Annotated in this window: 18 protein-coding genes and 2 pseudogenes; 13 read left to right on the top strand and 7 right to left on the bottom strand. The window is 68.1% G+C overall.

Going from position 1 to position 16,914, the window contains the following annotated elements; genetic code table 11:
* Window positions 1-126 precede the first annotated feature (126 nt).
* From ACIBK6_RS39965 to ACIBK6_RS39955, 3 genes are all read right to left on the bottom strand, one after another.
* Window positions 127-771: a GyrI-like domain-containing protein gene (locus tag ACIBK6_RS39965; RefSeq protein ID WP_399057993.1), complete on the bottom strand. Its 645-nt coding sequence runs from the start codon at window positions 769-771 to the stop codon at window positions 127-129.
* On the bottom strand, window positions 771-1,571 hold the full coding sequence (locus ACIBK6_RS39960) for a MerR family transcriptional regulator (protein WP_399057991.1): 801 nt from the start codon (window positions 1,569-1,571) through the stop codon (window positions 771-773). Before ACIBK6_RS39960 ends, ACIBK6_RS39965 begins: the two co-directional genes overlap by 1 nt.
* A gap of 155 nt (window positions 1,572-1,726) precedes the next feature.
* Window positions 1,727-2,656, bottom strand: coding sequence for a zinc-binding dehydrogenase (locus ACIBK6_RS39955; RefSeq protein ID WP_399057989.1), 930 nt, complete (start codon window positions 2,654-2,656; stop codon window positions 1,727-1,729).
* A gap of 97 nt (window positions 2,657-2,753) precedes the next feature.
* On the opposite strand from ACIBK6_RS39955, the gene ACIBK6_RS39950 reads away from it, so the two are divergent.
* Window positions 2,754-3,416: a TetR/AcrR family transcriptional regulator gene (locus ACIBK6_RS39950; protein ID WP_399057987.1), complete on the top strand. Its 663-nt coding sequence runs from the start codon at window positions 2,754-2,756 to the stop codon at window positions 3,414-3,416.
* A gap of 135 nt (window positions 3,417-3,551) precedes the next feature.
* Here ACIBK6_RS39950 and ACIBK6_RS39945 read toward each other — a convergent pair whose 3' ends face one another.
* A complete protein-coding gene (locus ACIBK6_RS39945; RefSeq protein WP_399057997.1) occupies window positions 3,552-3,905 on the bottom strand; it encodes a winged helix-turn-helix transcriptional regulator in 354 nt (117 codons plus the stop codon).
* 123 nt (window positions 3,906-4,028) lie between these two features.
* Here ACIBK6_RS39945 and ACIBK6_RS39940 point away from each other — a divergent pair, with 123 nt between their 5' ends.
* The gene (locus ACIBK6_RS39940; RefSeq protein ID WP_399057985.1) at window positions 4,029-4,691 is read left to right on the top strand and encodes an NAD(P)-dependent oxidoreductase; all 663 of its coding nucleotides are present in this window, start codon (window positions 4,029-4,031) and stop codon (window positions 4,689-4,691) included.
* Between the two features lie 232 nt (window positions 4,692-4,923).
* Here ACIBK6_RS39940 and ACIBK6_RS39935 read toward each other — a convergent pair whose 3' ends face one another.
* Window positions 4,924-5,226, bottom strand: coding sequence for a peptidoglycan-binding protein (locus ACIBK6_RS39935; RefSeq protein ID WP_399057983.1), 303 nt, complete (start codon window positions 5,224-5,226; stop codon window positions 4,924-4,926).
* A gap of 659 nt (window positions 5,227-5,885) precedes the next feature.
* On the opposite strand from ACIBK6_RS39935, the gene ACIBK6_RS39930 reads away from it, so the two are divergent.
* The 4 genes and pseudogenes from ACIBK6_RS39930 to ACIBK6_RS39915 all read left to right on the top strand — a co-directional run.
* The gene (locus ACIBK6_RS39930) at window positions 5,886-6,182 is read left to right on the top strand and encodes a helicase associated domain-containing protein (RefSeq protein ID WP_399057981.1); all 297 of its coding nucleotides are present in this window, start codon (window positions 5,886-5,888) and stop codon (window positions 6,180-6,182) included.
* Between the two features lie 441 nt (window positions 6,183-6,623).
* A complete protein-coding gene (locus ACIBK6_RS39925; RefSeq protein ID WP_399057979.1) occupies window positions 6,624-6,968 on the top strand; it encodes a hypothetical protein in 345 nt (114 codons plus the stop codon).
* An 84-nt stretch (window positions 6,969-7,052) separates the two neighbouring features.
* On the top strand, window positions 7,053-7,655 hold the full coding sequence (locus tag ACIBK6_RS39920) for an SRPBCC domain-containing protein (protein WP_399057977.1): 603 nt from the start codon (window positions 7,053-7,055) through the stop codon (window positions 7,653-7,655).
* 692 nt (window positions 7,656-8,347) lie between these two features.
* A pseudogene (locus ACIBK6_RS39915) lies at window positions 8,348-8,464 on the top strand (IS5/IS1182 family transposase); the annotation flags it as partial.
* Between the two features lie 16 nt (window positions 8,465-8,480).
* On the opposite strand, the gene ACIBK6_RS39910 reads toward ACIBK6_RS39915, so the two are convergent.
* On the bottom strand, window positions 8,481-9,395 hold the full coding sequence (locus ACIBK6_RS39910) for a GNAT family N-acetyltransferase (RefSeq protein ID WP_399057975.1): 915 nt from the start codon (window positions 9,393-9,395) through the stop codon (window positions 8,481-8,483).
* A gap of 79 nt (window positions 9,396-9,474) precedes the next feature.
* Here ACIBK6_RS39910 and ACIBK6_RS39905 point away from each other — a divergent pair.
* Both ACIBK6_RS39905 and ACIBK6_RS39900 read left to right on the top strand, forming a co-directional pair.
* Window positions 9,475-9,708, top strand: a pseudogene (locus tag ACIBK6_RS39905) (XRE family transcriptional regulator); the annotation flags it as partial.
* Window positions 9,705-10,244, top strand: coding sequence for a GNAT family N-acetyltransferase (locus tag ACIBK6_RS39900; RefSeq protein ID WP_399057973.1), 540 nt, complete (start codon window positions 9,705-9,707; stop codon window positions 10,242-10,244). The pseudogene ACIBK6_RS39905 and the gene ACIBK6_RS39900, both read left to right, overlap by 4 nt.
* A 255-nt stretch (window positions 10,245-10,499) precedes the next feature.
* On the opposite strand, the gene ACIBK6_RS39895 is transcribed toward ACIBK6_RS39900, so the two are convergent.
* Window positions 10,500-11,237 (bottom strand): hypothetical protein, encoded by a 738-nt coding sequence (locus ACIBK6_RS39895; protein ID WP_399057971.1) that lies wholly within the window; start codon window positions 11,235-11,237, stop codon window positions 10,500-10,502.
* Window positions 11,238-11,643: 406 nt separating this feature from the next.
* Here ACIBK6_RS39895 and ACIBK6_RS39890 point away from each other — a divergent pair, with 406 nt between their 5' ends.
* The 5 genes from ACIBK6_RS39890 to ACIBK6_RS39870 all read left to right on the top strand — a co-directional run bounded on the left by ACIBK6_RS39890 (window position 11,644) and on the right by ACIBK6_RS39870 (window position 16,911).
* Window positions 11,644-12,426, top strand: coding sequence for a hypothetical protein (locus ACIBK6_RS39890; protein WP_399057969.1), 783 nt, complete (start codon window positions 11,644-11,646; stop codon window positions 12,424-12,426).
* Window positions 12,427-12,811: 385 nt separating this feature from the next.
* Window positions 12,812-13,240 (top strand): hypothetical protein, encoded by a 429-nt coding sequence (locus tag ACIBK6_RS39885; protein ID WP_399057967.1) that lies wholly within the window; start codon window positions 12,812-12,814, stop codon window positions 13,238-13,240.
* 124 nt (window positions 13,241-13,364) lie between these two features.
* Entirely contained in the window at window positions 13,365-14,513 is a 1,149-nt protein-coding gene (locus ACIBK6_RS39880) for a tyrosine-type recombinase/integrase (RefSeq protein ID WP_399057965.1), read from the top strand.
* Window positions 14,513-14,941: a helix-turn-helix domain-containing protein gene (locus tag ACIBK6_RS39875; protein ID WP_399057963.1), complete on the top strand. Its 429-nt coding sequence runs from the start codon at window positions 14,513-14,515 to the stop codon at window positions 14,939-14,941. The genes ACIBK6_RS39880 and ACIBK6_RS39875 overlap by 1 nt, the downstream gene beginning before the upstream one ends.
* Before the next feature lie 530 nt (window positions 14,942-15,471).
* Entirely contained in the window at window positions 15,472-16,911 is a 1,440-nt protein-coding gene (locus ACIBK6_RS39870) for a hypothetical protein (protein ID WP_399057961.1), read from the top strand.
* Window positions 16,912-16,914: the final 3 nt, after the last annotated feature.

The following is a 16,914-nucleotide window of genomic DNA, read 5'->3' as shown; positions in this document are numbered from 1 at the left end:
GAACACCCTGAGGTGCTGGACCGGCATCTGCACCACCTGCCAACAACCCCTGCCCAGCAGGACCCCAAGATCGAGACAGACCTAACGGAGTCCTAATAGGCCATGAAGTGACACGACGGGCTGTCATCACTGCCCTCCGGCACGGGCACTGCTCCGATGAACGGAGACCGGGTAGCGGATGATCGTCCTGAGCTTGTCCGGGGTGCTCCGCGTGGGGTTGGACAGGTAGATCTCATGGTGCTTGCCGGAGATCTGATACCCGTGCTGGTGCAGGTGGGAGACCAGCCGGTCCACCGTGCCGGCTTCCTCGCTGTAAGGACCTGAGTGCAGGATCTGGGCGCAGCGGCCTTCGGTCAGCTGTTGCAGCCGGATCTCCTGCAGAGCGGCGGTGGCCTTCTTCTTGGCCGTGGCAGCGATGGCCTGTGCCGCGAGTTCCCGCGTCACATCGGGTGGCTGCATGATCAGCATGGTCCAGTTCCACGTGTCCCGGCTCTGCGTGATCAGTTCCCTGTCCTCGGATCCCCACCACAGCCCCTCCAACGGCATCACCGGATAGGTGATCACCCCGGCCTTCTTCAACGCGAACCGGAGTGCGTACGAGACGCCGTACAACGCCTCCACCGCCTCCCGGTACACCGTCCCCGAAGGGTCACCCACCCCGTCCACGGCAAGGACAGCCAGTTGGGGAGCATCCAGCAGGGCGGGAGAGGCGGTCGCCGTATAGAGGGCCTTGTGCACCTTCTTGAAGTCGATCGTCCGCGCGGTCGTCATCACTCCTCTTCCATGGGGCTGTCGATGGGGACGACGATCCGTGTCACCAGATCGGCCGGATCGGTCGTCGTCGGGTCGGTCAGATAGGCCTCACGCACCAGGCGCCCCGGCCGCACGCCGCGCTCATGGATCCAGGCGAACACCGCGTAGTAGGTCAGGGCGAGATGCTCGTACGGCCCGTGGTGCTCCGCGACCACGACCCGGCCGGCGGCGAGGTGTTCCACCGTGGCGGGCGGCGCCGGAGCGTTCGTCTCAATGCCGACCACGACAGGTATCTGGGCCTGGAAGTCGACCGGGAACAGGCCCCACAGGGGCGGCGTCCACGCCACGTTCTCCGCGGCGGACATCACTTGCCCGATACACTGCGCGGTTGTGGCACCGATCTCTTCGGGACCGCACACCGCGCGTCTCACCAGCAAGCGTCGAGCCGGTTCGCTGCGCACCCGGACCTCCTGGCGGAGCAGCCCGTTCGACAGCACGCGGTCCAGGGCCTGCCATGTACGGCGCTGGGCGGCCATTCTGGCCTCCAACCGTGCCTGCTCCTCCCGCAGAAGGACCGTACGTGTGGCTTCGTCGCCCGCGAGCACCTCGGCGATGACCGCGAGCGGGACGTCGAGCCCACGCAACAGGGCAATCCCGGTCGCCTGGCGTACCTGTTCCCAGCTGTAGTACCGGTAGCCGGTGACGTCATCCACGCAGGCCGGTGCCAGCAGGCCCACCTGGTCGTAGTGACGTAGTTGCTTGACGCTCAAACGGCACAGCCGCGCAAATGCGCCAATCGGCAGCAAGTCCCTGTCCATGACCCGATCCTGGACCCTCCCACTAGGGGAAGGTCCAGACAGATTCACAGCATCCAGGCGACGACCACGATCGGCTTTGTCTCGACTGCTGAACTTCGCTTCTGTACAGAACAACAGAGGCCGTCCCGCCGCAAGCGCCCGCTTCTGGAGTGGCGTCAGGGGATGTCCAGGACCGCTTTGCCGTGGAGTCGGCGTTCGAGCAGGGCGCCGATGGCGTCACCGGCCTTGTCCCAGCCGCCGCGCCATGAGATCTGCGCGTCGAGCTCGCCGGCGGCGACTCTGGCCGCGAGCCAGGTCAGGTCCGAGGCGAGCCCCGTGCCGGCGAACAACGCGAAGGTGACGATCGAGCGGTCGTGCCGACCGCCGTCGGCGAAGAGGGCGCCGTACGGGAAGGTCTCGGCCTCGTGCGCGGAGTGCCCGACCGCGACCAGAGTGCCCCGCTCGACCAGCGTGCCGTAGGCGTCGACGAGTTGCTGTCCCCCGACCAGGTCCACGACGCCATCCACCGGCTTCTTGACCTGGAGCGGGCCGGCCACCACCTCGTGCGCCCCCTGTGTCCGCAGGCTGTCGCCGTGCTTGTCGGGGTTCCCGGTGGATGCGATGACGTGCGCTCCGCCGCGCCGGGCGAGCTGTACGGCATACCGGCCGGTGCCGCCGGTGGCGCCGGTGACAAGGACTCGCCTGCCCAGGATCGGCCCGATGCGATGCAGGGCACGCAGCGCGCTGGCGCCGGCTACGGGAACCGTGCTGGTGGCTCCGAGATCGGCTCCGTCCGGAACTGTGCCTATCAAGTCGGTGTCCACGGCGCGGAGTTCAGCCCATGCGCCTTCGGTGCCGAGTGTGACGACCGGAGTTCCGACCGGCGGGCCGGACCCGTCGGCGGCGGCCCGCTCCACCACCCCGGCCGCATCCCAGCCGAGGACAGTGCCCTCGGGCGCGTCCTGCAGGCTGAACCTGACCTCGCCGTAGTTGAGGGAGGTCGCCGTCACTCGCACCAGGGCCTGGTGCGGGGCGGGTTCGGGATCGGGGGCCTGACCGAGCCGAAGTCCGGCAGGGACGGAACGGTCGACGAGCAGAGCACGCATGGCTGTGCGCCCTTCGGTAGAGGTGAAGAACCACAGTTATGGCACTCAGGGGCATAAACGCGCAAGTGGCATTTACCCCTCAGGTACGCTGACCGCCATGAGGAACGTGCTTCCGCCGCGCGATCACGGCGACCGGCTCCCGCTGCGCGAACGCAAGAAGCTGCGCACACGACAAGCCTTGATCGACACTGCCCTGGAGCTGTTCACCGAGCGGGGTTTCGGCGGGGTGACCCTCGACGAGCTCTGTGATGCGGTGGAGATCTCCAAGCGCACGTTCTTCCGGTACTTCACCAGCAAGGAAGACGTGGCCATGGCGCCGACGCAGGACCTCTGGCTGGGCTTCCTCGACGACCTGGAAACCCGCGAGCCCGACGGTCGCCCGGTGCTGGAGATGCTGCAGGAAGCCCTGTTCGCCGCGCTGAACCTGATGACCGCCGACGACTGGGCCCACCGCGTCCTGCTCAGCCGCCGGCTGGCGGAGAAGACCCCGTCGATGGATGCGCACGGCCTGCACTTCTGTCACCGCATCAGCCGCACCGCGCTCGCCACCCTGCACCGTCGGCTCGACCTTGCCGACCCGGATGACCTGCGCCCACGGCTTGCCGTGGACATGCTGGTCGTCGCCTTCCACTGCGCACTGGGCACCTGGGTGTCCTCATCGGGCACTCCCATCCGCAGCGACCTCGCCGCCCACATGCGCGTCGCCTGTGCGGCCCTCCCCGGCAGCCTCACGCTGACCGTCAACCTGCGGCCCCAATAGGCGCCGCGAGAGAGGACCGGCACGGAGGCGCTCAGCTGCAGGGCGGGAGGTGGCTGGGGAATCGAGGCGAGCAGGCCTGTCCGGTGAGCCCGTCGTCAGCTCTCGGCTACACCACGGGCTCCGACGTCGGGTTGGCTACTGCGGAGTCGGCGTGCGACGTTCATGGGCTCGGCGGGCGTCAAGCAGTTCGGGCAGGTGTTCGCGGTTCCAGTCGCAGGAGGCAGCCATGGGCTTCAGCAGCGAGCGGCCGAGTGCAGTGAGTTCGTACTCGACTCGCTTCGGGATCTCGGCATAGGCGGTGCGCGTGAGCAGCCCGTCCCGTTCCATTGCCCGGAGCGATTCCGTGAGCACCTTCGGCGTGACGTTGGGCAAGGGCACCTGGAGTTCGGAGAAGCGTCGGGGACCCGCTTCGAGACAGGCGATGATCATCGCTGTCCACTTGTCGCCGATCCGGATCGGCGGGTTGATCGGGTCGCACGTGGCGAACATGTCGGGATCCAGCGGCTCTCTCACTCCGCCCACGGTACGTAACTATCGTTGCGGAAACCATGAGTTCAGCGGATACCGTCCACGGGACCGGCCGGCGATCGAGCGCCGGCCGTGCTGAACGGAGTGTCCACAGTGAGCAAAATCGTTGTCTTCGGTGCTGGCGGTCAGGCAGGGCGTCGTGCCGTCGCAGAGGCCGTTGCCCGTGGCCACCAGGTCACGGCGGTAGTCCGCGATCCGGCGAAATACCAGGATCTGACCGGCTATGGCGCGACAGTGATCCGCGGCGACGTCACCCAGGCGGACAGCGTGTCGAGGGTCGCTGCGGGACACGACGCGGCGATCAGCGCCGCCGCCCGGCTCGACATGCCGGCAGAAGAGTTCTACGTGAGCGCGGCACATGCCCTGCTCGATGGCCTGGCGCAGGCGAGTGTCGGCCGACTGCTACTGATCGGCATCGGCACCACCCTGGAGACCGAGCCCGGCGTAGCGGTTCACGACGCGCCCGGATTCCCGCCTGAGGGGCGGGCGTTCTCCCTCGGCCACGCAGCGGAACTTGACGTCTTGCGCGCCGCGGACACCGAGATCGACTGGCTGGTACTCACCCCGCCACCCACCGTCCTGGACAGCGATGCCGCGCGCACCGGCCGGTACCGGATCGGCGGCAACCAGGTCCTGCCGACTGACGAAGACACGAGCCTCTTCTCCTACGCCGACCTCGCGGTCGCGCTCGTCGACGAGATCGAGACCCCGAAACACCACCAGGCGCTGGTCGCCGTAGCACCCTGACGGAGGCGGGGCTGAAGGTCCCCTCGTAGCGTGGAGTCCGTGCTCGCAGGGGAAGTTGAGGTTGTAGCTCTCCTTCAGGGATGAGCTGAAGTCGGCATCAAGAGCAGCGCTACCCAACCCGCTGCCCCCGTTCACATGCGGCACCAGATCCTCGCCGGGCGTCGGCCGTCCTCGGTGCCGGCCTGGCCGAGCAGCCCCGCCCGACCGGACCCACGCGGCACTCGGGGTTGGTTCAGCAGCCCGTGGCGTTGTAATTCCAGAACGCGGCCCTGGTTTGTGGTCCGGCGATCCCATCGGGGTTTCCGGCGTTTTCGCCAACGGCGTTCAGGAACTTCTGCAGCGCTGTGATCGTGTTGGGTCCGACGGCCCCGTCGACGGTACCGGCGTCGTAGCCCCAGTCGTTGAGCATCCTCTGCGCTGCCATCCAGCTGTTGGTGCCCAGCTGCCCGTCGACGGTACCGGCGTCGAAGCCCCAGGCGTTCAGGCAGCTCTGCCAGTTCTGGGCCCTGGCTGTGTTCAGGCCGAGGTTGTTCACGGCGAGGGGGGAGACGTGCGGGCCGCTGACCGCGGGTCTGGCAGCCTGCTGGGGGGCCGCAAAGCCCGCACTCGCGCCCGCAAGACTCCCAGCGGCAATCCCGATGATGGCAGTCGTGGTGACGAGTGCCCTTGTCAGAGAAGATCGCATTGCTTCCTCTTTCGATCGGATTTGCAGGGCCTTTGACGCGACCGCCGTCGCCGGCCATCTGCGCCGGCCCAAGGGTTGCCGGTCTCGCGCGGCTGGAGCTAGTACCAATACGGCCTACTGCCACGTAGCGCCCACCAGTTCAGGTCACGTGCCAAGCAACTGCACCGCCTGACCCAACCCGTCCCTCGAAACGAGCTACACCCATACGGAGATCCGGGTCCTTGCCCGGCGGCCAGCCACCTGCCCGCCCCGAGGACCCCGCCTTACCCAGGGCCAACAGCACCTTGCCCGGAACCGATCCGCCCTGGAAGACGCCGGGCCCCGGCTTCGCCGCGCGGGCAGCCCGTGACCTCACAATCCCAACTGCCCCCGCCGCACCCGCAGACCAAGCCCCCACCATCGGCCCCGAGCTGCATGGTCGGACCCATGGCGGGAGCTTCCAGGACCGTGATGGGAGCTGTGGTGGGGGCGCAGCCGAGATCAGGTCATGCTGCCCCCTCCAGAAGGGTTTGCCGCAGCATGCCCAGCACCAGCTTCGACGCCATGGTCGGCGTAAGCCGCCAACAGCCGCCGGGCGCCAGCTGGGCAGCGCGGCGTTCCAACGGGGCCTGGCGGCGCTTTCCCAGTACGTCGAGCGCGAGCAACGGACCGTTGTTCCGCGTCAGCACACCGAACAGATCACCGTCGACGGCCAGGACCACGAAGTACGGCTCGGGGTGTGGGTCTCCAACCAGAAGAGCCACCGGGACAAGCTGAGCGGCGAGCAGCTCGCACAGCTCGCCGCACTCGGACTCGACTGGACGTAGGAAGGGCCGGTGACCTGGGCCTGAACCGGGGCCAGGGTTGAAGTGCCCAAAGGGTCACAGGGTCCGGACACAACCCCGGGACCCTTGCACGTCCGAGCACCGGCCGGACGAAATTCACTGTGCGGCCCGCGCGGCATACCGGGCGGGGTGGGGTGGGCGCGGCCTTGCCTGTCAGCGGACCACGGGCACACCCCACGCCACCGCCCCTACATGCCATCGGACCACATCCCCCTCAGATCACGGCCACAAGGGCACCGAGCAGCAGTCCGACAAATGTCACAGTCGCAGCCGTAGCTACGCCCAACATGTCGCCGACAACGGGCAAGAGCATTTCCTTCTCCTGTCATACGGGCCGCTCATCATCGCGGCCGGATGACAGGCCAACGACAACCCACCCCAGCCGGACACGGTGATCCTTCAACGGGACTTCACCCTTCCAGCGTGACACCACCCGGCGTCCCCGCACAGACCCCGCGTAGGCCGGCCACACGTGGGAGCGGTGTCGAGCGCAGTAGGCCCGGGGACATCAAGGCCGAGCTCGGCGGGTACGCCCGCTGGGACGTCAGGGCTGTCGACTGGCTGGAGAGCACGAGCGACTACCTCCCGGCGCGGCCCATCGTGCCGTCCCTCGTCCAGGGCGCCGGCGACCACCACCTCGTCCCGGACGACATGGCCGAGCGGCTGCGCGCCAGTGGCTTCGAGGTCCGGTACGTGCCGGACACCGGTCACTGCATCCACCGCGACGGCCTGGCCGGCTTCCTGGCCTCGCTTGACGGCTGGATCTGACGGTATGGCTCGGGTAGTTGACGGTCAGTCGGACCGGGCGCCGACGCGACGGGCGGCGCCCGACCTGCGTGGTAGCCTCGCCGAGTGAGCCCTGAACCCTTCGATCCGGCCGCTGGAAACACCTCTGCGACGGGTGGAGAACCACAGGCCGTGCACGGTTCGTTCGCCTTGCAGGCCGACTTCTCGGCGCCGTCGGCGCGGGTGTTCCGGGCGTTCGCCGAAGCCTCGCTGCGGAACCGCTGGTTCCGTCTCCCCGGCAGCTCGAAGACCGCCCGTCACGAGCTGGACTTCCGCGTCGGTGGCGGCGAAACCGCGAGCAACGTGTTCGTCTCTGGGGACGTCGAGGAGTTCCTCGAATGCCGGTCCCGGTTCATCGACATCCTGCCGGACCGGCGCATCGTCTACGTCTACGAGGCCCACGTGGACGGTCTGCGCCGCTGGGTCTCCCTCGTGACGGTCGAGCTCACCGCCCGGGACGGCGGAGCCCGCCTCGACTGGACCGAGCAGTACTCCTACCTCGTCCTGACCGGCGACGGTACTCAGGACACCGCTCATCTGCGGGGCGGCACCCGGCTGCTCCTCAACGGCCTGTCCACCGTGGTCGATCCGGAGCGCTACCAGGGTCTCCTGGCGAAGCGCCCCACCGACCTCGCCCCCGAGCCCGGCCCTCTGACCGTCACCCCCTGACCGACGGCCGGGCCCCGGCCGTCGTCCCGTAGAGACAACGGACCATCCGGACAGCGGACTTACGCGCAGGACCACTTCCTGCGGCATGCCGCGATTCTTGTCACCGCAGGAAGGGACACACGTGCAGAGGACCGGTGGAATATGAGCCAGGGGAACCTGCTGGCCATCAGCGACCTCCACGAAGCCGGGCCGTCCTACCAGGCCGGACGCCGACTGCCCGAGGTCCTCATCGATCACCAGGACCCGTGACGGCGCCCAGCCCAGGCCGACGGCCCGCTGCGTGAGTCCGTACTGCAGCCGGGTCGACTCCGCGTGGTCGATAACCTGCTGCGGGGTCGACTGGCGGACATAGACGACCGCGAGCCGGTCCAGATGCCAGGACTGGATCTTGCCGTCAAGCCGTTCCCACGGAGCTGGCATCGTCACCGTCACGGGGGTCACCCCCGTTCCGTCCGGCCGTGATCGTCCGGGGCATCAGCTCGGCCAGCAGCTGCACCACCAGCTGACGGCTCAGCTCTGGAACCGTCGCCCACCACGGGATCTGGGGAGTTCCGCGACGACGCCCTCGGTCTCATCGGCTTGCCGCTCCCGCAACTGCCGCACGACAGCCGCGGCTTGGAGCAAGCCGTCCACCCCTACGACCGGGACATTCCCTGCCCCGGAGTCATCTATGTGTGCATTACGGGTTGCTCCTTGAGCTGACAATCAATGCCCTCAAGGACTTCCGGGCCGTGGCCACGAGGTTCGACAAACGGGCGTACATCTTCCACGGCACCGTCGCCTCGATCCGACTCTGGCTCCGCCCATGATCTGTCCGGGCAGAGCCTAGGTCCGCAGATCCTTGTGGAAGACCGTGGAACTGTGCCGGACCGTCATGCCCACTCGCAGGTACAGGTCGAGCGCGCCGGTGTCCGAGTGCGTCCAGAGCGTGCAGGAACGGCGGCCCGCCCGGTGGAAGGCGCGGAACGCATGGCGCAGCAGGAGTCGTGCGACGCCGCGGCCCCGGTAGTCGTGGCGCACCGCGACCTGCTCGATATAGCCCTCGTCCGTCTCGGGCAAGTCCAATGACAGCGCGGCACCGACCAGTTGGCCGCCGTGGAATGCAAGCGGCGACAGGGCGGGCGCGAAGGTGGGCCGGTCGACGACATGCTTCGCCCACTCCGCATAGGACTGGCGCCGCTCTTGCCACTCATCGAATGCGTCCTGCACCAGCACATGCGTGGCGGGTTCGTCACCGGTGCGCAGTGGCCGGACCGTAATGCCGGACGGCGCTTTGGGCACCCGCGGTTCATCCGGCATGGCGAACTCCAGCAGCCAGGCCGTCACGAGCGGGGTGTATCCGCGCGAGCGCAGCAGCGCCACGGCGCCGGCGTCGTCGTCCGGGACTGTCTGCACGATGCCCTCGCTGTCCGCCTGGAGGGCCCGCTCCTCGGCCCAGCCCAGGAGTGCAGCACCCACGCCACAGCCACGATGGTCCGGATGCACGTGAACCTCGGAGCGCCGATCCACCCAGGCCCACGCGGCCAGTCGGCCACACCGGTCGTGGACGAGCACGGTGTCCGACGACGGGACCAGACCGGGCCGGGCGAAGACAGCGGCTACCGCCCCGGCATCGGCCTGCACCCGTCCGTACACCGCCCGCTCGCAGCCCGCGACCAACGCGTGGATCGCACCAACGTCGTCGGCAGTCGCAGCGCGTGAACGGTAGCCAGGCGGCAGCACCGGGGCAAGAACGGACATCAGCCGACGGTAGTGCGACGCCGATCACACCGTCCAGCCCTTTACAAGCTTACGAGAATGCTCGGTCACGACATGATCCGCCGGGCAGGCCTTAGCCTCCCTGAGCCCGTACATGGTCCGGTCCCGGGCCATCGCCACGACCCGGCTCGCACATGCCCAGCTCGCCCAGGGCGACGCCGACGCTGCTGCCCACCACCCCCGGGTCACCCGCATGCTCCAGGAGTTCGGCGCAGCCTTGCGCGCCACCGCTCCAGACAGCTCCACTGTGCACACCTGGACCGAGCACGCCGCCACCTGGAGGCCCACCGCATGACCACGGCACCCGCGATCGAACTCCGTACCGCCACCACCCTCGACACCATCCGCAGCGACCTGATCGACGTCTATGCGGAGGTGCGCGCACCACTGCTCCACCTGCCGAACTACGCGGTCACCGCGTTCGGTGAACGCCTCGACCGGCACGGCGGCGAGCCCGGTTTCGTCGCCGTTCTCGCCTACGCGGACGGGCATCCCGTCGGCTACGCCTACGGCAACCGGATCGAGCACGGTGACCGGCACTGGCAGCGCATCACCCCGCCGCCGACGCACGAGTACACCGAGCGCCCGGCCATGGCCCTCAAAGAGATCGGCGTCCGGCCCGCGTGGCGCGGCACGGGGACCGCTCGACGCATCCATGACGCTCTCCTCGCCAGCCGCGACGAGCCGCATGTGACGCTCATGGTCAACCCGGCGGCCGGTAACGGGAAGGTGCACCAGCTCTACCAGTCGTGGGGGTACAAAGACATCGGGCAGAGCCAGCCCTCAGCCGCCTCGCCACTCCTGACGGCGATGATCCGCGCCATTCACTGACACCAAACCGGCGCATCGCACCCCGGATCCCTTCAACGCCCACTCCGTCCCGCCCCGCGGCGTCTGCCCGAAGCGGGGGCCCGCGCGAGGAGTTCAGCTTACCTAAGGACCGGAGGCGGAATTGCCCAGCTGCGGCACCCCGGGCTGGCGCTTGAGCCGTTGAGGTGACCACGCCGCGGCGCCGGCGCCCCGGCACCCAAGATTGCACTCATCGCATTGCGGTGCAGTGCAGTGCGTGTAGTACGTGGTCCTCGGTCAGCGGCGCAGGACGTGGACGACGCGCTCCTTGCCCAGGATGGGGGCGTTCTCGCACCCTGCGGGGGTGACCAGGTAGGGGCCGACCCACTTGCGTGAGAAGCCCGTCGGGTCGTTCTGGTCGGGGTACGTACGCCGGTGCGGACGTACGAACCATTGGTGGCGGTAGACGCGGCCGGCGGTGTCCCGGGCCCCGTGATCGTCCCCGGGAGAGGGGCGAATGGACTGGCGGAGGGTGATGTAGCGGACTGGCGCATCGGGCCGCTCCGCGTTCATCCGACGGAGGCGCTTGCGGGCAGCTGAGTCGGGGCGTACCTCCTCGGCCTGCCACAGGCCGAGGCGTGCGTCGGCGGGCTGCCGGATCAGCAGCAGCGTGCCGAGCAGCGTGCGGATCACCTGGAGCGCGTCGTTCTCCGTCTCGCGGCGGTCTTCCTTGTCGACGTCATCGGGTCGCCCTTCGCCAGAGGGCTTCCACGAACCCGGCAGCTGTTCCCAGGGCGTCTCCGTATTCAACGGGACCGGCACGGCGCAGTTCATGCTGAGATCGCCGATGATCATAGACTCGAGGAAACGGTAGTCGAGGGTGCCGGCCTTGTCGTGGCGTTGCTCCAGGATGCGCCGATTGGGGCCCGCGTCGTCCAGGAGCAGGACGCGCAGCGACATCCCGACCCGGCACCAGAAGACGGCCCGGGGACTGCTGACCGTGTTGGCGCCCGGGGCCGGGGGTCGTCCGACCACACCAGGAGGCCCATCGGGTCGGGAAGGTCATCCACGTCGAAGGCGCAGACGGGCAGGCCCTCGCCGATCTGCCGGGCCAGCCACGTCATCTGGTCGTTGACGAAGTACAGCTCGGCGCCTTTCGCAGCCGCCTGCATCGTCCGGGCGTCGGTGAAACCGCCGACGTCGAAGGCAAGAGAACCGTGTGCCGCGTTCTCGTCCGTCCACCGGACCAGTTCCTGGCGCAGTTCCGGAACGTCGCAAGCCCGGAGGTGAGTTGTTGCCACGGCCCTCGAACTTAGCGCACCGCATTGGAGGTTGTATGCGCCTCGTTACTACGCGTGAGGTTCAGGGATTCGGTATACACGCTGCCCGTTGACGGATCCGAGGGCGGCGTTGACGACGGTAGGCGGGCTGCCGGCCGGCCGTGACCTCGCCCGCCCCGCTCCCCCGCTCCTTCTTCCTCGAACTCGAATTCGCCCAGGCCGGTCCGAGCGTCTCGGGCCGCTGGACGGACCCCGAGACCGCCGACCGCAAGTTCCGAGAGTGGCTGGGGACATACGGGAGCGGACCCGATCCGCTGCGCCAGCGCCGGTCCAATCCGGGCAAAGCCGTCCGCCCATTGCTCCTGCACACCTACGATGCCGTCGTGCGGAACACCAAGGCGTTCAAGGAAGCCGTTGCCCAAACGCTCGCGGAGCTGGCCCGCAAAGGGGTGACCCTGGCACCGGCGACCGTGGAGGACACGATCGAGGAGCGCATCAATACCGTGTCCCAGCAGCTCGGCATCCAAGTGCGCTCCGCCTGGCGCTACTTCGACGCCTCCGCCATGGCCGACAGCCTCGCGAAGAACGTACGCGCCTGTGAAGACAGCAGCGCCGAGAAGGACGTGGGGCACGCTCCGATGCCGCCGCCCGATAACCCCGAGCTCGCCCTGGTCCTCGCCGGCGTACCGGACTCCCTGGCCCAGACCGGGGGCGACTTGTACGCCGTCATCATCAGTGTGGCCGTCAAGGCCTGGATGGCCGGCCACATCCACGGTGAGGACGGCTGCACCGGCTGCGACGGCAGCCGCGGCCCGGCCGGACACGACTGGGAAGCCCGGATGCGCACCATCACCGAGATGCAGCCCACCATCACCAAGTGGTTCGACCGCGACGTGTGGACCGCCGCAGTCAACGACACCGGCTTCACCGTCACCCGCCGCTGACCCACAGGTCAGGCGCCACCGAACGTGCCGGGCACCGAGGTCCAGCTCCGGCAGACAACCCCAGCGTGGACGAAGAGCCGCGTCGGGGTGCGTCCTTCGATCGAGCGACTACACCCCCTGACAGCACGGCAGTTGGCGATCCGGCGGTAGCTTCGCCGTGTCGCCGTCATTTCTGGGGGTCTTTGATGTCTGTGCGCCGTATGACCGTCACCGCCGTCTCGCTGCTGCTGGCCGCATCGGTGGCGGGCTGTTCGAGCGGCAAGTCGTCCGACGGCGGGAAGCATCCCGTCCCGCCGTCGAGCCCGGCCGGGAGCCCGGCTCCGGCTCCGCCTGGTGGTGCTCCGGCGGCGCTGCAGTACGGGCCGGGCCGCAGACGAAGTACACCGTGCAGGCGCAGCCGGCGCCGGGCAGTTGCACGTACCGGTATACGGCGGACAAGCAGCCGCTGCCCGACCCGAAATGCACCCCCGGCGCGCTCAACCCGAAGGTGACTCAGGCGACGTTGAAGTCGACGGTCTGCACGTCCGGGTACACGGCCACGATCCGCCCGCCGGTCTCCATCACCGGCCCGGAGAAGACCGCCAACGCCAAGTCGTACGGCTACACCGGGCCCATGGGCGATGCCGAGTACGACCACCTGGTCTCCCTCGTCCTGGGCGGGGACCCTGATGACCCGCGCAACATCTGGACCGAGGACGATCGGGGATCGTTCGGCGCCCACGACAAGGACCGGCTGGAAAACTACCTTCATCGTGCCGTCTGCGCAGGGACGATGTCTCTTCACACAGCTCAAGTGGCTATTGCATCGGATTGAGTGAAGACGTACTGCGACGCCAAGCTCGGCGAATGCCCTACTCGCGTTCATTAGATGCAAGTTGAGGTGTCGGTGGCGGCTGATCCAGTCGGCTCCAGAGCCTTGACTTCCTTGCATCTGACGCATGATCCTGCATCACATGCAAGATTTATCACGGGATCCTGTGGGCTCCGCGGTGCTCACCGCAACGGCGCGAGAGACCCGTACCTTGCTGACAGGCGGCGTCTCGCTCCTTCACACTGAACAGGCCGTTCTGGAAACGGCGTTGGGCTGCTGGGTGATGCAGATGGAGTCCCGGAACCTGACGGCCGACTACATCGAGGATGCCCACCGCGCGGTGACGAGGTTTCACCAGTACACGAACGACTACCCGTGGAACTGGTCGGCCGGCGACCTGGAGTCGTGGTCCTCGGATCTGCTCAGCGGGCGGAAAGCCCGTACTGTTCGCGGCCTGCAGGGACACGTGGGCAGGTTCCTGGGCTACCTTCTCGATCCTGCCTATGAGTGGGTCTCGGTCTGCGAGCACTACTTCGATACGTATCCGGTTCAGATCTGCAGCGAGTGGAACACGATCCGGCAGCACGAGTCCGGTGACGAACCTGGTCCCCGACCGTTCACACGCGCCGAGTTGGCGGACTTCTTCGACTGCTGCGACACGAGGATCGATCGCGCCCGACGCGCCCGACGCAAGGGGACGCTCGCGGCAGCCCGTGACGCGGCGATGTTCAAGTCTCAGTACGGTTGGGGCCTGCGGCGCCGTGAAATCTGCCGCTTGGACCTTCGCGATGTGGAAGCCAACCCGCGGCACGCCGAGTTCGGCCGCGCGGGGGTGCTGGATGTTCGCTGGGGGAAGGGCAGCCGGGGCAAGGGCCCGAAGCGGCGGCCGGTGCTGACTGTGATGCCGTGGTCGGCGAGCGCGCTGATCCAGTACATCGATGTGGTGCGGCCGTGCTACGAGTGCGGGCCGGCCTTGTGGATGTCGGAACGGCGCCGGAGGGTGTCGGAGGCGTCGTATAACGAGCGATTCAGCGAGTACCGCGAGGAGTTGAAGTTCCCGGCCGAGCTGACGCCGCACGCCTTCCGCAGGAGCTACATCACGCACCTGCTCGAAGACGGCTGGGACCTTCGCTTCGTGCAGAAGCAGGTGGGACACGTCCACGCCACGACGACCACCATCTATTCGCATGTCAGCGACGGCTTCATGACCTCTACTTTGAACGACGCGCTGATGGACGGGGCGCCGGATGATCTGTGGATGGCGGGAGGGACCTGATGGCTGAACGTTCGGCTGCACGGAAGCCGACGGCGAAGGGGCGCCCGGCGGCGAGCCGGCCGGCGAACTACCACTGGCGGCTGCCGCAGTTGATGGAAGAGCGGGGCCTGCGCTCGACGGTCGAACTGGGCCCACTGCTGGCTGAGCGAGGCGTCGTCCTTTCAGATGCCCAGGTCTACCGGCTGGCCCAGTACACGCCGGAGCGGCTGAGTCTCAAAACGCTGTCGGCCTTGTGCGACATCTTCGAGTGCACGCCGAACGACCTGGTGGTCCCGTTCATCGAAGGCGCTCGGCCGCCGCTGACCACGGTGTCCGACAAGCCGAAGCGTCGGCACTCGGCAGACGCCGCAAAGCCGGCCGTGGCGGAACTGCCGGAATCGTTCACGCCGGTGAAGGCCGACCTGGGATCCACTCGACGGCGCCGATGAATGCCCACAGCTATGTCGCACCGGTGCGCCCTTGCGGCTTCTGCGGGCAACTCGCCCCGACCGCCCGCTACGCCGAGTCCGACGGCGCCCGGCTTGCCTCCTGCAGCGCATGCTCGCGCAAGCCCAGCGGGCCATGCACCGCCTGCGGGAAGACTGGCGCCCTCTACGGCCGCCGCCAGCGTGTCCCGCTCGTTTGCGGCTTCTGCTGGAGAGCCCACGTCGGGGCCTGCGCACGCTGCGGCGTTGCGACGGTGCTCATACCCACCGCCTACGGCCCCGCGTCCGTCTGTGAATCTTGCTACCGGCCGCGAGCCCGTCGCTGTGGGAGCTGTCTGAAGACCGGCGGCCGCATCAAGCTCCTCGCCCGCGACGGGGAGCCTGATCTGTGCGAGAACTGCTGGAGAGGGCCACGCACCGTCTGCGTGCTCCGCCGACGGGTACGCCGCTGCCCGACCGGCCAGAGGCCGGGCACCCCGGCCTGCGCCACCTGCGTCCCCCGTCGTCCTCAGCCATGCGGTCGATGCGGGCGGATGGACATGCCGTTCGCGGTGGCGGAAGACGTAGTGATCTGCTGGCCCTGCCACCGCCACACGAACACGGCCGCCTCGGCACCGGACAGCACTGATCAGGACCTGATGCGACGCGCGGGTGACCTCAAACGGCCCGCCGGGTGGAGGCGTGACTACGGCTGCCACGATTGCGGCACCAAGCACCCGCGATACACCTACGGCCGCTGCGACCACTGCGCGCTTGCCGCCGTCTTCGACCACTTCACGCCCGACGCACAGGCCAGACGCACGCTGGAGCCACTGCGTGAGGCCCTCCTGAGCGGGCCACGACCGAGCAGCTCGCTACGGTGGCTCAGGCGCAACCCGCAGCTACTGATCGACATGGGGAACGGCACGCTCCCGATCGAGCACGCCGCTCTCGACGCGCTGCCCCGCAGCCGCACAACCGAGACCATCCGTGGCCAGCTGGTGGCGACCGGCTGCCTGCCCAAGCGCAACACCTACGCCGCCGACTTCCAGAGCTGGCTGACGATCTACGTCAAGAACGTCGAACTCCCCGCCCACGGACTCGTCCTGCACGAGTACGGGACCTGGCGTCTCCTGCCGAGAATCCACCGGCCGCGGCTGAGCGTTCCCCAGACTTACTCCACCTTGCAGCTTGCCAAGAGCCGTATCAGAGCAGCGCACAGCTTCCTCATCTGGCTGCCCGAGCGAGCCACCGAGCTCAGCAGAGCCACCCAGGCCGACGTCGACGAGTTCATCAGCCAGAACAACCAGTTGGCAGGGGCGTTGGCGCCGTTCCTCACCTGGACGTCGAAGACCCGCAAGTCCCGGAAGCTCACCTGCTACACGCCGCCCAGCGATCACTCCGGGCCTGCCATCACCCCCGAGGAACGATGGCGACTGCTGCGGCGCCTGCTCCATGACGACGCCCTCCACCTGGCCGACCGCGTCATGGGTGCGATCATCTTGACCTACGCGATGCCGTTGACGAAGACGCTGATGATCCGGACCGATCAGGTCAGAATCACAGGCAACGCCGGCACCGGCATCGTGGAGGTCTACCTTCAGCTCGGCCCCACCGAAGTCCGCCTTCCCCCCGTGCTCGACGAGCTCGTGGCCCGGCAAGTACGCCAAGGCCGCCTTCCACACAAGGGACCGGCAATCGCTCCTGGCCCCTGGCTCTTCCCCGGGACCAAGGCAGGCCAGCCTGTGAGCCAGGCCCGCGCCGTGGTGCGTCTGCAACAGCTTGGACTCCACCCCGGACCCGGGAGGGCACGCGCCCTGCTCCACTTGGCCGCTCGTATCGAGGCGCCCCTGCTGGCCCAGTCTCTGGGCATCACCCCTGGTACAGCTGTCCGCTGGTCGGAGCTAGCTGGCCGCACCTACAACGGCTATGTCGCTCGCACGACGAAGAAAGCCATCGATGGGCCAAGCACGAGCGAAGAGGGACCGGAATGACCC

It is taken from the genome of Streptomyces sp. NPDC050485, assembly GCF_044458185.1.
Taxonomy (GTDB): Bacteria; Actinomycetota; Actinomycetes; order Streptomycetales; family Streptomycetaceae; genus Streptomyces.
This window is presented reverse-complemented; position numbering and strand designations above follow the sequence as displayed.